Source organism: Paraburkholderia eburnea (genome assembly GCF_002917095.1).
In the GTDB taxonomy this organism is placed as follows: Bacteria; Pseudomonadota; Gammaproteobacteria; order Burkholderiales; family Burkholderiaceae; genus Paraburkholderia; species Paraburkholderia eburnea.
Genome location: NZ_PQGA01000015.1, coordinates 18,893 through 34,637, shown reverse-complemented (window position 1 = coordinate 34,637; position 15,745 = coordinate 18,893). Strand labels below are relative to the sequence as shown.

The window sequence follows — 15,745 nt, the reverse complement described above, 5'->3', positions numbered from 1 at the left end:
TCCCAGACGCCGCGATCTTTCGGTCCTTTACTCTTCTTCTTTGGACAGCAATCGGCGGGCCTGGACCGCCCCGCTTGCCTCGCCGGTTTCGGCGGCACCAGGCCCAACGACCGCATTGGCGACCGGCAAGCCCTGCCCGACGATCCGCACCTCGCGCTGCGCGAACGGAATCGAAATACCGTGCTCGTTATATAAGCGCCAGATGTTCAGGTTCACGTTCGAGCGCACGCTTGACGTTCCGCTAGCCGCGTCGGCGATCCAGAAGCCCAGCTCCAGGTTGATGCCGTCCGCACCGAAGCCAGCCAGATATGGGGTCGGGGCCGGATCGTTCAAGACCCGGTCCACACCGACGGCTGCGCGGGCGAGCAGCGCCATGGCCTCGTCGAGATTCGTATCGTAGGCCACCTGCACCGCCGCCTTGGCATAACCTCGCGTCAGATACGACGACTGGTTCTGCACCACATCGGTGATCAGTTTTTCGTTCGGAATCAGCGTCTCCACGCCGTCGAGCCCGCGCACCACCGTGTAACGCGTGCGGATCTGCGTGACCTTGCCCGCGAGGCCGCTCACGTTGATGGTGTCGCCCAGACGCAACGAGCGGTCGATCAGGATGATGAAACCCGACACGTAATTGCTCGCGATCTTCTGCAAGCCAAAACCGAGCCCCACGCCGAGCGCCCCGCCGAACACGCCCAGCACCGTGATGTCGATGCCGACGATCGACAGGCTGAACAGGATCGCCGCGAACACCAGCAGCGCGCGGCCCACGCGGGCGAGCACGACGCGCAGATTGGCGTCGATGGTGCTCGCGCGCATCAGGCGCTCTTCGAGCGCCGAGCCCGCCCAGATGGCCACCACCATGGTCACGCAGACCCACAGCACGCCGTTGGAGAGCGACAGCAGGCTCACGTGCGCGGTGCCGATGCGAAAGCGCACGCTCTCCATCCATTCGAGCACATCGTCCTGGATGCCCAGCACCGTGAAGAGCATGCCGAGCCAGACGATCAGCGAAACCAGCTTTTCGACGATCGACAGCCACGCGTGGGTCTGACCGTCGCGACCGAACACGCGCCGCGCGAAGAAGAAAGCGATGTAAATGAGCCCGATACCGAAGAGCGGCACCAGCGCGAGATTGAGCAGCGACGTATGGATGAAGTTGCCGGCGATTTCGCGCGCGGCCCAGACGCAGCCTGCGCCGATCAGCGGAAAGAGCGCGCGGGTGAGGCTTTCGGCGCCGAAGCGCAGCGCCTCGTAGCGGTCCTGGCGGCGCGCTTCGAGCGCGTGGCGCAGCAGCCGCGCGAGCAGCCAGGCGATCAGGAGCGCGCCGATCAGCACGCCGGACTGCCAGAGCATGACCGGCTGGCCGAAGTCGCGGATCACGCCGCCCAGCATGTGAGAGAGCAAACGGTTTTCCATCATGAGCGCTTTCGCGTCAGGTAGTACGCAAACATAAAGAGAGAAACGGCACAGCCAAGCGGCGCGGGGCCGCCCGGTCTGCACCGGACGGCCCCGCGAGACTTGCTAGCCGGCGATATGCCGCTTATTCCAGCGCAGCGTCCGGCTCGGCGGCCTCGGGCTGCTGGGCCTTGGCGATCGCGTCGGCGGTTTCGCCCGCCGCTGCGGCTTCCTCAGGCGTGGCTTCGGCCTTGGCCTTTTTCGTCTTCGGCTGCGCGTCGCCGCGACGCTCCAGCACGGCGGCAAAGAAGCCGTCCGTCGCGTGACGGTGCGGCCACAGCGAGAAGTAGTCGCCCGTATCGAGGTCCACGCGCTGATCCGCCAGCACGTCGCGCGCGCTCACCAGCGCAAAGTCCGGATGCGCGTCGAGGAACTGCTTCACGACCGCTTCGTTCTCGGCTTCCAGAATGCTGCAGGTCGCATAGACGAGACGGCCGCCGCGCTTGAGCAGGCGCGCCGCGCTCGTGAGAATCGACAGTTGCTTGGGCGCGAGTTCCGCGATCGATTCCGGCGATTGACGCCATTTCAGGTCGGGGTTGCGGCGCAGCGTGCCGAGGCCCGAGCAAGGCGCGTCCACCAGCACGCGGTCGATCTTGCCGATCAGACGCTTGATCTTCGCGTCGTGTTCGCTGTCGATCAGCACCGGGTTCACGTTGGACAGGCCGCTGCGCGCAAGACGCGGCTTGAGCTTGGCCAGACGCTTTTCCGAAATGTCGAACGCATACAGACGGCCCGAGGAGCGCATCATCGCGCCCAGCGCCAGCGTCTTGCCGCCCGCGCCCGCGCAGAAGTCCACCACCATCTCGCCGCGACGCGGCGCGAGCAGCGTGCACAGCAGTTGGCTGCCTTCGTCCTGCACCTCGAACCAGCCGTCCTTGAACGCGTCGAGCTTCGAGAGCGCCGGCTTGCCCGTCACGCGCACGCCGAACGGCGCGAACGGCGTCTCGCCGCCTTCGATGCCGGCCTGCGACAGCGAGCGCAGCAGTTCGTCGCGGCTCGCCTTGATCGGGTTCGCGCGCAGATCGAGCGGCGCCGGATAGTTCAGCGCGGCGGCCAGTTGCGCGAGTTCGGCGGCGTCGAAGCGCGTTTCCAGCGCCTTGACGATCCAGTCGGGCAGATTGAGCTGCTGGCGCAGCGGCAGGCTCGCCGGGTCGATCTTCGCGACGTGTTCGAGCCAGTTGGCTTCGGCATCCGAGACAAAGGGACGGATGGCGCCGCGACCGGCCGTCGCCATCAGGCCGAGCAGCGTGAGACGGCGCGTCGGGCTGCCCGTGCCGCTTTCGGCCAGATGCGCGAACTCCATGCGACGGCGCAGCACGGCGAACACCGCCTCGGCGATCACACCGCGTTCGGCGTGGCCGAGCTTCGGATGCTCGCGGAAAAAGCGGCTCGTCGCCGCATCGGCGGGACCCGTGAACTTCAAAACGTCGGCCAGCAACGTCTCAGTTTGTCCAATCAAAAAACCATGTAGCCTCATGCGCCCTCCCCGGCGGTGTGTGCTTGTGTTTCGTTTGCGTCGTCAAGGAAGAGCCATTGCGGCTCGGGTGGCGTGAGCGTCACGCGCTCGCCGTCGAGCGCGAGGCGCCCTTCGACGAACCAGCGGATCGCCCGCGGATACATCGTGTGTTCGGTCTTCAGGACGCGCGCGGCCAGCGCGGCGGCATCGTCGCCGGTGCGCACCGGCACCGCCGACTGCGCCACGATCGGCCCATGATCGAGCGTGGGCGTGACAAAATGCACCGTGGCGCCGTGCACGCGGCAACCCGCGTCGAGCGCGCTCTGGTGCGTTTTGAGACCCGGAAAGCTCGGCAGCAGCGACGGGTGGATGTTGAGCATCCGGCCCGAATAATGCTGGACGAAACCCTCGGTCAGCACGCGCATGAAGCCCGCGAGCACGACGAGGTCGGGCGCGTAACCGTCGATGGCCTGCGCAAGCGCCGCGTCGAAGCTGGCGCGATCAGGATACTGGCGATGATCGACCACCGCCGTGGCGATGCCGTGCGAGGCTGCAAAGGCAAGCCCCGCGGCATCCGGGCGATTGGCAATCACGGCGGCGATGCGCGCGCTCCAGGCTTCGTGCGCACAGGCGCGCACGATGGCTTCCATGTTGCTGCCCCGCCCCGAAATCAGGATGACGAGATTTTTCATCCGCGGATTTTATCATTGGGCGGCACCCCCAACGCTCGGGCGGCGGCGATCGGGCTCCCGTGCGTTTATAATCGTCTGTTTCGTCGCGGCCACCGGGCCGTGTAACTGGTCTCATTCGGTCATATTCAGGGCGCCTGGCCGGCGTCCGCTCAGTTTCCGCTCAGGTCCCGTTATCGTGAGAGTCTTCCGCGGTCTTCCCAATGCCGAAAGCCGCGCGCCCTGCGCGCTCACCATCGGCAATTTCGACGGTGTCCACCGCGGGCATCAGGCGTTGCTCGCGCGCGTGCGCGAAGCCGCCGACGCGCGCGGCCTGCCCGTCTGCGTGATGACCTTCGAGCCGCATCCGCGCGAATTCTTCAACCCGGCAAGCGCCCCGCCGCGCATCGCCATGCTGCGCGACAAGCTCGAAGCGCTGCGCGAAAACGGCGTGGACCGCGTGGTGGTCGAGCATTTCAACCACACCTTCGCGAGCCAGTCGCCGGACGACTTCGTCTCGCGCATCATCGTGGGCGGCCTGCACGCGCGCTGGATGATGATCGGCGACGACTTCCGCTACGGCGCGAAGCGCGCGGGCGACTTCGCCTCGCTGCAGGTCGCGGGCGCGCAGCACGGCTTCGAAGTCGAGCAGATGGCGACCGTGGCCGATCCGTCGGGCGTGCGTATCTCCAGTTCGGCCGTGCGCACGCAGCTCGCGGCGGGCGACCTCGACGCGGCGCGCGCCTCGCTTGGCCGTGGCTACGAAATCAGCGGACACGTCACGCACGGCCTGAAGCTCGGCCGCGACCTGGGCTTTCCCACCCTGAACCTGCCGATCGGCCACAAGCGTCCGGCGCTCAAGGGCATCTTCGTCGTGCAGGTGCATGGGCTCGCCGACCATCCGCTGCCAGGCGTCGCGAGCCTCGGCCTGCGCCCGACCGTGGACGATTCGGGCCGCGTGCTGCTCGAAGTGCATTTGCTCGACTGGCACGGCAACGCCTATGGCAAGCTCGTGCGCGTCGAATTCCTCAAGAAGCTGCGTGACGAGGAAAAATTCGCCGACCTCGAAACCCTCACCGCCGCCATCGCGCGCGATGTGACCAACGCCCGCGCGTGGTTCGCCGCGGCGGGCGCACACGTGCCCGGCGGCGCTTCCACCGGTTTCGCCACCTCGGCGACCGACCGAATTAGGTGACTTGCGGTCCGCGAGCGTCGCGCCAGGCTCAACATCCAGCCTGCCCGACGCCCGCCTGGACCGCCCCGCCCCAGGCGCCTGATGCGGCATGGTCCGCAGACGGCGCGCGAGGCGACGGTTGCGCGGCCTGGCCGCAATGCTGACGCCGTGCATCCTCGAATTCACCGTGATCTCACCATGAGCGACAAGAAAGCATCCTCCGGCAAGCCGCAGAAGTCCGAATCGAAGTACCCCGTCAACCTGCTCGACACCGCATTCCCGATGCGTGGCGATCTGCCCAAGCGCGAGCCGCAATGGGTCAAGGAGTGGGAAGAAAAGGGCATCTACAAGAAGATCCGCGCCGCCTCGAAGGGCCGCAAGAAGTTCATCCTGCACGATGGCCCGCCGTATGCGAACGGCGACATCCACCTCGGCCATGCGGTGAACAAGATCTTGAAGGACATGATCGTCAAGGCGCGCAATCTGGCGGGCTACGACGCGGTCTACGTGCCGGGCTGGGACTGCCACGGCATGCCGATCGAAATCCAGATCGAAAAGCAGTTCGGCAAGTCGCTGCCCGCCCAGGAAGTGATGAAGAAGGCGCGCGAGTACGCGTCGGGCCAGATCGAGACGCAAAAGGCGGGCTTCAAGCGCCTGGGCGTGCTCGGCGACTGGGACAACCCGTACAAGACCATGAACTTCGCGAACGAAGCGGGCGAAATCCGCGCACTCGCGAAGATCATCGAAAAGGGCTATGTGTTCCGTGGCCTGAAGCCCGTGAACTGGTGCTTCGACTGCGGCTCGGCGCTGGCTGAGGCTGAAGTCGAGTACAAGGACAAGACCGACCCGACCATCGACGTGCTGTTCACGTTCGCGCAGCCGGCTGAAACGGCGGCGGCCTTTGGCCTGGCCGCCCTGCCGCGCGAGGAAGGCGGCATCGTCATCTGGACCACGACGCCCTGGACGATCCCGTCGAACCAGGCGCTCAACGTGCATCCGGAAATCGAGTACGCGCTCGTCGATACGCCGCGCGGCCTGCTGATTTTCGCGACCGAGCGCGTCGAGGCGTGCCTGAAGGACTTCGGTCTCGAAGGCACTGTAATCGCCACCACGAAGGGCGAAAAGCTCTCGCTGCTGCGCTTCAACCACCCGCTGGCCTCGGCGCATCCGGGCTACCAGCGCACTTCGCCGATCTACCTAGGCGACTACGTGACGACCGACACCGGCACGGGCATCGTGCACTCGGCGCCCGCGTATGGCGTGGAAGACTTCATCTCGTGCAAGGCGCACGGCATGGCGGACTCGGACATCATCAGCCCGGTGATGGGCGATGGCCGCTACGTCGAATCGCTGCCGCTGTTCGGCGGCCTGTCGATCTGGGACGCGAATCCGAAGATCGTCGACGCGCTCGACGCCGCCGGCACGCTGCTGCGCAGCGAAAAGTACCTGCACAGCTACATGCACTGCTGGCGCCACAAGACGCCCATCATCTACCGCGCCACCTCGCAGTGGTTCGCGGGCATGGACGTCACGCCCAAGGACGGCGGCAAGACGCTGCGCGAAACCGCGCTCGAAGGCATCGAAGCCACCGCGTTCTACCCGTCGTGGGGCAAGCAGCGCCTCTTCTCGATGATCGCCAACCGCCCGGACTGGACGCTCTCGCGCCAGCGCCAATGGGGCGTGCCGATGGCGTTCTTCGTGCACAAGGAAACCGGCGAGCTGCATCCGCGCACGCTGGAGCTGCTCGAAGAAGTCGCGCAGCGCGTGGAGAAGTCCGGCATCGAAGCCTGGCAGACGCTCGATCCGCGCGAGCTGATCGGCGACGACGCCAACCTGTACGAGAAGAACCGCGACACGCTCGACGTGTGGTTCGACTCGGGCACGACGCATTGGCACGTCCTGCGCGGCTCGCACAAGGACGACCTGCAATTCCCGGCCGACCTGTATCTGGAAGGCTCGGACCAGCATCGCGGCTGGTTCCACTCGTCGCTGCTCACCGCTTCCATGCTCGACGGCCGCCCGCCGTACAACGCCCTGCTCACGCACGGCTTCACCGTCGACGGCGAAGGCCGCAAGATGTCGAAGTCGCTCGGCAACGGCGTCGATCCGCATGAAGTGGCGAACCGCCTGGGCGCGGAAATCATCCGTCTATGGATCGCCTCGACCGACTACTCGGGCGAACTGGCGATCTCGGAGGAAATCCTCAAGCGCGTGACGGAAGGCTATCGCCGTATCCGCAACACGCTGCGCTTCCTGCTCTCGAACCTGTCGGACTTCGACTTCGAGAAGCACGCGCTGCCCGCGGATCAATGGCTCGAAATCGACCGCTACGCCGTCGCGCTCACGCACACGCTGCAAAACGACGTGCTCTCGCACTACGACCGCTATGAGTTCCACCCGGTCGTGGCGAAGCTGCAGACGTTCTGCTCGGAAGACCTCGGCGGCTTCTATCTCGACGTGCTGAAGGACCGCCTCTACACGAGCGCGCCGGATTCGGCCGCCCGTCGCGCTGCGCAAACGGCGCTGCACCACATCACGCACAGCCTGCTGCGCATCCTCGCGCCGTTCCTCTCGTTCACGGCCGAAGAAGCGTGGAAGGTGTTCCAGCCGCAAAGCGAAACCATCTTCACCGAAACCTTCCACGCGTTCCCGGACGTCGAAGGCGCACCGGAGCTGATCGCCAAGTGGACGCTGCTGCGCGAAGTGCGCGGCAACGTGACGAAGGCGCTGGAAGAGGCGCGCGTGGCGAACCAGATCGGCTCGTCGCTGCAGGCCGAAGTGCGCATCCTCGCAAGCGGCGCGCGCCATGACGCGCTGCAAAGTCTCGGCGACGATCTCAAGTTCGTGCTCATCACCTCGGCGGCGCAAGTCGTGAAGGTGGAGAGCGAAGCGGACGAAGGCGTCGAAGTGGTGACCTCGAAGTACCTCAAGTGCGAGCGCTGCTGGCACTACCGCGAGGACGTGGGCGCGAACGCCGAGCATCCGGGCCTGTGCGGCCGCTGCGTGGTCAATCTGTTCGGTAACGGCGAAAACCGGAGCGCGGCGTGATGGCCAAGACCGTGTCGAAGCAGGCGAAATCCGGCGGCGCGAATGGTGCGAATGGGGCAAAGGGCACGCTCGCGCCGTGGCTCGGCATCGCGTTGATCGTGATCCTCGCGGATCAGCTCACGAAGATCGCCATCTCCAAGGTGTTCGCCTACGGCGAAGGGCGCGTGATCACGCCGTTCTTCAACCTCGTGCTCGTGTACAACAAGGGCGCGGCGTTCAGCTTCCTCGCGGCGGCCGGCGGCTGGCAGCGCTGGGCCTTCACGGCGCTGGGCGTCGTGGCGGCCGTGGTGATCGGCTATCTGCTCAAGCGTCACGCAGGGCAGCGCCTCTTTTGCACGGCGCTCGCGCTGATCCTGGGCGGCGCGCTCGGCAACGTGCTCGACCGCCTGATGTACGGTCATGTGATCGACTTCCTCGACTTCCACCTGGGCCTGTCGCACTGGCCCGCGTTCAACGTCGCGGATAGCGCGATCACCGTCGGCGCCGTGCTGCTGGTGTTCGACGAACTGCGCCGCGTGCGCGGTTCGCGCTGACCCCTGCCCCTACGCGTAACCAGACGGGCGAGACAGAGGAGACCTGCCTTGAACACCTCCGCAGCAACGCCGGGCGAGCTGGCCGGACGCCATCTCGTGCTCGGCATGTCGGGCGGCATCGCCTGCTACAAGATCGCCGAACTCACGCGCCTCTTGACCAAGGCCGGCGCGACCGTGCAGGTCGTGATGACCGAGGCGGCCACGCAGTTCATCACGCCCGTGACGATGCAGGCGCTCTCGGGGCGCCCCGTCTACACGAGCCAGTGGGACGGCCGCGTGCCCAACAACATGGCGCACATCGACCTGTCGCGTGAAGCGGATGCGATCGTCATCGCGCCCGCCTCGACCGACTTCATCGCCAAGCTCGCCAACGGTTTCGCCGACGATCTGCTCTCGACGCTGTGCGTCGCGCGCGATTGTCCGCTGCTGGTGGTGCCGGCCATGAACCGGCAGATGTGGCAGAACCCGGCCACCCAGCGCAACGTCGCGCAGATCCGCGCGGACGGCATCGAAACGCTCGGCCCCGATTCCGGCCCGCAGGCTTGCGGCGAAGTCGGTGACGGGCGCATGCTGGAGCCGCAAGCCGTCTATGAAGCGATCGTCGCGTTCTTCGCGCCCAAGGTGCTCGCGGGCCGCAAGCTCCTGATCACCGCCGGGCCGACCTTCGAGCCGCTCGATCCGGTGCGCGGCATCACCAATCGCTCAAGCGGCAAGATGGGCTTCGCGCTCGCGCGCGCCGCACAGCAGGCAGGCGCCGAAGTGCATCTGGTCGCGGGGCCGGTCGCGCTGGACACGCCGTGGGGCGTGGTCCGCGAGAACGTGCAGACCGCGCAGCAGATGTATGACGCCGTGATGCGCGGCGTGCCCGATGCCGATGTCTTCATCGGCGTGGCGGCGGTGGCCGACTGGCGAGTTGACCACGTTGCGGAACACAAGATCAAGAAGACGGCGGAGCAGCGTATGCCGAGCTTCAATTTCGTCGAGAACCCCGACATTCTCGCCTCGGTCGCGGCGCTGCCCCACCCGCCCTACTGCGTGGGCTTCGCGGCCGAAAGCGGCGACCTGGACGTGCACGGCGAGGAAAAACGCGCACGCAAGAAGGTGCCGCTGCTGATCGGCAACCTCGGCCCGCTCACCTTCGGCCAGGACGACAATGAGGTCGTGCTGTTCGAAGCCAGCGGCCGCACGCCGCTGCCGCGCGCGGCCAAGATCACGCTCGCGCAGACGCTGATCGCCGAAATCGCGAAACGTCTGCCGGATACGGGCATCCTGTCCTGATACGCGCGGCAACGCGCCGCGCACGTCAGTCAGGACACGAAGTTGAAGGAGCCGTACTGCCATGACACTGCTTTCCGTACTGGACCAGTCGCCCGTGATCGCCGGGCATAGCGCGGCGGACGCCATCGCCGCCACGATCGAGCTTGCGCAACTGGCCGATGACCTCGGCTACACGCGCTACTGGTGCGCCGAGCACCACGGCCTGCTGGGCGTGTGCAACCCCTGCCCCGAAGTCCTGCTCGCGCGCCTGGGCAGCGTGACGAAGCGCATCCGCATCGGCTCGGGCGGCATCATGCTGCCGTACTACAGCCCCTTCAAGGTCGCCGAGCAGTTCATGATGCTCGAAGCGCTCTTTCCGGGCCGCGTCGATCTGGGCGTGGGCCGCGCGCCGGGCGGCGACATGCGCACCGCGCAAGCGGTGGCGGCCGGCGCCTACAATCGCGGCGACCAGTTCGCGCAGCAGGTGCAGGATCTCGTCGGCCTGATGGACGGCACGCTGGCGTCCGGCCATCTCGCGCACGGCGTCGTGCTGCAACCGCAGATCGCCACGCGACCGCAGCTCTGGGTGCTGGGCTCCAGCGACTTTGGCGGCGACCTCGCCGCGCAACTGGGCTTGCGCTTCACGTTCGCGCATTTCATCAACGCGCACTTCGGTCATCTGGTGGCGAACGCCTATCGCGAGCGCTTCCAGCCGGGCCATGAAGCGAAGCCGTATCTGGCCTGCGCGGTGTTCGCGATCTGCGCCGATACCGAAGCCGAAGCCGCCGACCTGGAAAAAGCCGTCGATCTGCGCCGCGTGCAGATGGCCTACGGCCTGAACGCGCCAATTCCGAGCCTCGAACAAGGCCGCGCGCAGGAATACGGCGAGCGCGAGCAGATCGTGATTGACCGCGAGAAGCCGCGCAGCATCATCGGCACGCCCGAGAGCGTCACGGAACGCCTGCACGCGCTGCAAGAGCGTTTTGGCGCCGACGAACTCGTCGTGCTCACCGTCGCGGGCAGCTACAAGGCGCGCCTGCGCTCGTACGAATTGCTCGCCGAGGCGTTTGAGTTACCCCGCGCCTGAGTGACCCAAGCTGCCTCGATCAAACCGACCTAACCGCTTACCTCATGAAAATCGACATCAAGATCCTCAACGACCGCATGCGCGACCAGTTGCCCCACTACGCCACGCCGGGCAGCGCGGGCCTCGACCTGCGCGCGTGCCTCGACGCGCCGGTCACGCTCGAACCGGGCGAAACGAAGCTGATCCCGACGGGCCTCGCGATCCACCTCGCCGATCCGGGCTACGCCGCGCTGATCCTGCCGCGCTCGGGTCTTGGCCACAAGCACGGCATCGTGCTCGGCAACCTGGTCGGCCTGATCGACTCGGATTACCAGGGCGAACTGATGATCTCCACCTGGAACCGCGGCCACACCACCTTCACGCTGAACCCGCTGGAGCGTCTCGCGCAGCTCGTGATCGTGCCGGTCGTGCAGGCGCAGTTCAATATCGTCGATGACTTCGAAGCGAGCGAACGCGGCGAAGGCGGCTTCGGCAGCACCGGCAAGCACTGAGCTTCACGCTTTCCGGCAGCCGCAAAAAAGCACGCTCGAAGGCGTGCTTTTTTGCTTCTGGCTGCCGGCCTTTACTGCGCGGCGTTCGTTGCGGCCGCAACTTCATGACGCCGCCGATACCAGAGCAGATACACGATCGTCAGCACCACGAGGAAGGCCACACCGTATGCAAGCGTCATGCGGAATTCGCGCGTGAATGCGGTGCCGGCCAGAATCCCCAGCATCAAGAGCGCGCCCAGCACGCTCGTGAACGGAAAGCCCCACATACGGAATTTCAGCGGCTCGCCCGTGTTCTTCACGCGGAAGAAAATCTGCGTGACGAAGATCATGAGCCACGTGAACATCGCGCCGAACATGGCGATCGACATCATCAGCGTGAACGCCGTCTGCGGCCAAAGCGCGTTGAGCACGGCCGACACCGCGATGCCGATCGTCGAGAGCGACAGCGCCGCCGTCGGCACGCCCTGGCGCGTGAGGCGGCCGAACGCGGCGGGCGCATAGCCCGCGCGCGAAAGGCTGAACATCATGCGCGTGGTGATGTAGAGCTGGCTGTTCATCGCCGAGAGCGCGGCCACCAGCACGATGAAGTTGATCGCGCCCGCCGCGTAGGGCACGCCGGTTTCGGCCATCACCTTCACGAACGGGCTTTCGTTGCCGCCCGCCTCGGTCCACGGGACAATGGCGAGCATCAGCGCCAGCGTGAGCAGATAGAACAGCACGAGGCGCACGATGGTGGCGCGGAACGCACGCGTGACGGCGCGCTGCGGGTCCTGCGCTTCGGCGGCGGCCACGGCGATGGTTTCCAGCCCCAGATAGCTGAACAGCGACACGATCGTGCCCACCCACACGCCCCACCAGCCCTTGGGCAGCCAGCCGCCATGCGACGTGTAATTCGCCACACCCACGCCCGAATCCGCCGGCGCATGCCAGACGAACCACGCGCCGAGCACGATGAAGGCCACGATCGCGGCGATCTTGAGGCTGGAGAAGAGGTATTCGATGCTGCCGTAGGCACGCACGCTCATCGCGTTCACGACGATCAGCGCCGCCGAAAAGCCCACGACCCAGTACAGCCCCGGCACATGCGGGAACCAGAACTTCATGTACACGGCGATGGCCGACACTTCGGTGCCGACCGCCAGCACGTAGGCCGACCAGTACGCATAGCGCACGAGAAAACCCGCTAGCGGCCCGATGTAATGCTCGGCGTAAGCGCCGAACGAACCCGAGGTGGGATGCGCGACCGTCATTTCGGCGAGCGCGCCCATCAGCAGCAAGGCGATCAGCGCGCCGATCGCGTAGGAAATCAGCACGCCCGGACCGGCAAAGCCGATGGCGAAACCGCTGCCGAGAAACAGGCCCGTGCCGACCGCGCCGCCGATGGCGATCATGGTCATCTGACCCGCGGACAGCCCGCGGCGCAGGCCGCGTTCGCGCTCGACGATGGAATCGAACGCACTCTTTTTATCTGAACTCACCTTCACCCTCTACGGCATGCGGCCTGACGCCTACGATGCGCGCAAGTTCGACGCCGTTCGCCGAACTTGCGCACAGAAAACAAAACGGCGCGGACCGTGAAGTCCGCGCCGTTCCGGCTGACCTGAAGCGGAAACCGCTTATTCTACTTCGACCGCCTCCGGCGGCCGTGTCGCCGGTTGCTCGTCGAACGTGAGCAGCACCTTGTCTTCCGCATCGACATCCACGGTCACGCGGCCGCCGTTCAGGAGCTTGCCGAACAGCAGTTCGTCGGCGAGCGCACGGCGGATCGTGTCCTGGATCAGGCGTTGCATCGGCCGCGCGCCCATGAGCGGGTCGAAGCCGTGCTTGGCCAGATGCTTGCGCAGCGCATCGGTGAACAGCGCATCGACCTTCTTCTCGTGCAACTGGTCTTCCAGTTGCATGAGGAACTTGTCGACCACGCGCATGATGATTTCCTCATCGAGCGCACGGAAGCTGATCGTCGAATCCAGACGGTTACGGAACTCCGGCGTGAACAGGCGCTTGATATCGGCCATTTCGTCGCCTTGTTCGCGGCGCGTCGTGAAACCGATCGTGGACTTGTTCATCGTGTCGGCGCCCGCATTCGTCGTCATGATGATGATGACGTTGCGGAAATCCGCCTTGCGGCCGTTGTTGTCCGTCAGCGTGCCGTGGTCCATCACCTGCAGCAGCACGTTGAATATATCCGGATGCGCCTTCTCGATTTCGTCGAGCAGCAGCACGCAATGCGGCTTCTTGGTGACGGCTTCGGTGAGCAGACCGCCCTGGTCGAAGCCGACATAGCCCGGCGGCGCGCCGATCAGACGGCTCACCGCATGACGCTCCATGTACTCGGACATGTCGAAGCGGATCAGCTCGATACCAAGCGTGAACGCGAGCTGACGCGCCACTTCGGTCTTGCCGACGCCCGTAGGACCGGAGAACAGGAACGAGCCGATTGGCTTGTCCGTCTTGCCCAGACCCGCACGCGCCATCTTGATCGCCGCCGACAGCGCGTCGATTGCCGGGTCCTGGCCAAACACCACGGCCTTCAGATCGCGGTCGAGCGTCTGCAGCTTGCTGCGATCGTCCTGCGACACGCTTTGCGCCGGCACGCGCGCGATCTTCGAGATGATCTCTTCGATCTCGCTCTTGCCGATGGTCTTCTTCTGCTTCGACTTCGGCAGGATGCGTTGCGCGGCACCCGCTTCGTCGATTACGTCGATCGCCTTGTCGGGCAAGTGCCGATCCGTGATGAAACGCGCCGACAGTTCAGCCGCCGCGTTGAGCGCGCCCGACGAATACTTCACGCCGTGGTGCTCTTCGAAGCGCGACTTCAGGCCGCGCAGGATCGCGACGGTTTGCTCGACGGTCGGCTCGATCACGTCGACCTTCTGGAAGCGCCGCGACAAGGCAGCGTCTTTTTCGAAGATCCCGCGATATTCCGTGAAAGTCGTGGCACCAATGCACTTGAGCGTGCCCGACGAAAGCGCAGGCTTGAGCAGGTTCGACGCGTCGAGCGTGCCGCCCGATGCCGCGCCCGCGCCGATCAGCGTATGAATTTCGTCGATGAAGAGAATCGCGTGCGGACGTTCCTTAAGCTCCTTGAGCACCGTCTTCAGACGTTGCTCGAAGTCGCCGCGGTACTTCGTGCCCGCGAGCAGCGCGCCCATGTCGAGCGAGTACACCTGCGCGTCGGCCAGGATGTCCGGCACTTCGCCGCGCGTGATGCGCCAGGCGAGGCCTTCCGCGATCGCGGTCTTGCCCACGCCGGCTTCACCCACGAGCAGCGGATTGTTCTTGCGGCGGCGGCACAGCACCTGCACCACGCGCTCGACTTCGGATTCGCGCCCGATCAGCGGATCGATGCGGCCATCCTTCGCCATCTGGTTCAGGTTCTGCGTGAACTGGGCGAGCGGGGTTTCCTTCTGGCCTGCGGCGTCTTCCGCTTCCGCGCTGGCGTCGCTCGACTTGGCGGCTTCGCCGCTGCCGGTCTTCGCAATGCCATGCGAAATGAAGTTCACGACGTCCAGACGCGTGACGCCCTGCTGTTGCAGGTAGTACACCGCGTGCGAGTCCTTCTCGCCGAAGATCGCGACCAGCACGTTCGCACCGGTCACTTCCTTCTTGCCGTTGGAAGTGGACTGGACGTGCATGATCGCGCGCTGGATCACGCGCTGGAACCCGAGCGTCGGCTGTGTGTCGACGTCGTCCGTTCCCGGCACCGTAGGGGTGTTGTCGTGAATGAAGTTGCGCAGGTTCTGTCGCAGGTCTTCGATATTCGCGGCGCACGCTCGCAGCACTTCCGCTGCTGTCGGGTTATCCAACAGCGCCAGCAAAAGGTGTTCGACCGTGATGAACTCATGCCGCGCCTGACGTGCTTCCATGAACGCCATGTGCAGGCTGACTTCCAGTTCCTGGGCAATCATGCTTCCTCCATCACACACTGCAGCGGATGCCCGGCCTGCCGTGCGTGGGTAACGACTTGCTCAACTTTGGTCGACGCGATGTCCCGCGTATAGACCCCACAAACACCCCTGCCCTCGCGATGGACCTTCAACATGATCTGCGTTGCGGTCTCGCGGTCTTTATTGAAATACTCCTGCACGACCATCACGACGAATTCCATCGGCGTGTAGTCGTCGTTCATCAGCACGACCTTGTACATGGAGGGCGGTTTGACCTTTTGCTCCTGCCGCTCCAGTACGGTTGAATCCTGCTTGTCCGGGATAATCGCCATACACCCATTCTAAACAACTCGGACAGGCCCGCAATCCTGCCGAAACCCGACCGGCCGTTCGGTGAAGCTGGCTCCGGCGCCCCGACATCAACGGGCAATCCCTGCGCCTTTCCCGTTCCGGGCTCGATCAACTTCGCCCTGACCGCGACTTGCGTGGGCGCCCGGCTGCGGGGCCGGTTCGATTCTTCCTGCCAGCAGCTTTCGGGCCACCGTCGAATCGAGTATCGCACAACCTGCGCGCTCGCGTGGGCAGCGCCCTCGGGCCATTCAGGCACGCTTTGTCGGCCTGCGCACGCTTGCAAACAGTTTCCATGCCATCGTGCGCCCGATGTCTGCCTGAACGACGCTTTCCGCTGC

At 65.5% G+C, this 15,745-nt stretch carries 12 protein-coding genes; 6 read left to right on the top strand and 6 right to left on the bottom strand.

Going from position 1 to position 15,745, the window contains the following annotated elements:
- Positions 1–27: 27 nt before the first annotated feature.
- From B0G62_RS22570 to purN, 3 genes are all read right to left on the bottom strand, one after another.
- Positions 28–1,416: a mechanosensitive ion channel family protein gene (locus B0G62_RS22570; protein WP_103706534.1), complete on the bottom strand. Its 1,389-nt coding sequence runs from the start codon at positions 1,414–1,416 to the stop codon at positions 28–30.
- A gap of 124 nt (positions 1,417–1,540) precedes the next feature.
- The gene (locus tag B0G62_RS22565) at positions 1,541–2,932 is read right to left on the bottom strand and encodes an RsmB/NOP family class I SAM-dependent RNA methyltransferase (protein WP_103706436.1); all 1,392 of its coding nucleotides are present in this window, start codon (positions 2,930–2,932) and stop codon (positions 1,541–1,543) included.
- Positions 2,929–3,603: a phosphoribosylglycinamide formyltransferase gene (gene purN, locus B0G62_RS22560; protein WP_103706435.1), complete on the bottom strand. Its 675-nt coding sequence runs from the start codon at positions 3,601–3,603 to the stop codon at positions 2,929–2,931. Before purN ends, B0G62_RS22565 begins: the two co-directional genes overlap by 4 nt.
- A gap of 175 nt (positions 3,604–3,778) precedes the next feature.
- Here purN and B0G62_RS22555 point away from each other — a divergent pair, with 175 nt between their 5' ends.
- From B0G62_RS22555 to dut, 6 genes are all read left to right on the top strand, one after another.
- Complete coding sequence (locus tag B0G62_RS22555; RefSeq protein ID WP_103706434.1) at positions 3,779–4,774, top strand: bifunctional riboflavin kinase/FAD synthetase; 996 nt, start codon at positions 3,779–3,781, stop codon at positions 4,772–4,774.
- A gap of 177 nt (positions 4,775–4,951) precedes the next feature.
- Positions 4,952–7,801, top strand: a complete 2,850-nt coding sequence (gene ileS, locus B0G62_RS22550) for an isoleucine--tRNA ligase (protein WP_103706433.1) — start codon at positions 4,952–4,954, stop codon at positions 7,799–7,801.
- The gene (lspA, locus tag B0G62_RS22545; RefSeq protein ID WP_103706432.1) at positions 7,801–8,334 is read left to right on the top strand and encodes a signal peptidase II; all 534 of its coding nucleotides are present in this window, start codon (positions 7,801–7,803) and stop codon (positions 8,332–8,334) included. The genes ileS and lspA overlap by 1 nt, the downstream gene beginning before the upstream one ends.
- Positions 8,335–8,382: 48 nt before the next feature.
- Positions 8,383–9,612: a bifunctional phosphopantothenoylcysteine decarboxylase/phosphopantothenate--cysteine ligase CoaBC gene (coaBC, locus tag B0G62_RS22540; protein WP_227473017.1), complete on the top strand. Its 1,230-nt coding sequence runs from the start codon at positions 8,383–8,385 to the stop codon at positions 9,610–9,612.
- 61 nt (positions 9,613–9,673) lie between these two features.
- Positions 9,674–10,678 carry an LLM class flavin-dependent oxidoreductase gene (locus B0G62_RS22535; RefSeq protein WP_103706431.1) on the top strand — a complete coding sequence of 335 codons (1,005 nt, stop codon included), beginning with the start codon at positions 9,674–9,676 and terminating at the stop codon, positions 10,676–10,678.
- Positions 10,679–10,722: 44 nt separating this feature from the next.
- Positions 10,723–11,169, top strand: a complete 447-nt coding sequence (dut, locus tag B0G62_RS22530) for a dUTP diphosphatase (protein ID WP_103706430.1) — start codon at positions 10,723–10,725, stop codon at positions 11,167–11,169.
- A gap of 71 nt (positions 11,170–11,240) precedes the next feature.
- Here dut and B0G62_RS22525 read toward each other — a convergent pair whose 3' ends face one another.
- The 3 genes from B0G62_RS22525 to clpS all read right to left on the bottom strand — a co-directional run bounded on the left by B0G62_RS22525 (position 11,241) and on the right by clpS (position 15,388).
- The gene (locus B0G62_RS22525) at positions 11,241–12,647 is read right to left on the bottom strand and encodes an amino acid permease (protein ID WP_244193337.1); all 1,407 of its coding nucleotides are present in this window, start codon (positions 12,645–12,647) and stop codon (positions 11,241–11,243) included.
- Positions 12,648–12,785: 138 nt separating this feature from the next.
- The gene (clpA, locus tag B0G62_RS22520) at positions 12,786–15,077 is read right to left on the bottom strand and encodes an ATP-dependent Clp protease ATP-binding subunit ClpA (protein ID WP_103706429.1); all 2,292 of its coding nucleotides are present in this window, start codon (positions 15,075–15,077) and stop codon (positions 12,786–12,788) included.
- Positions 15,074–15,388, bottom strand: a complete 315-nt coding sequence (gene clpS, locus B0G62_RS22515; protein WP_028213389.1) for an ATP-dependent Clp protease adapter ClpS — start codon at positions 15,386–15,388, stop codon at positions 15,074–15,076. Before clpS ends, clpA begins: the two co-directional genes overlap by 4 nt.
- Between the last annotated feature and the right edge of the window lie 357 nt (positions 15,389–15,745).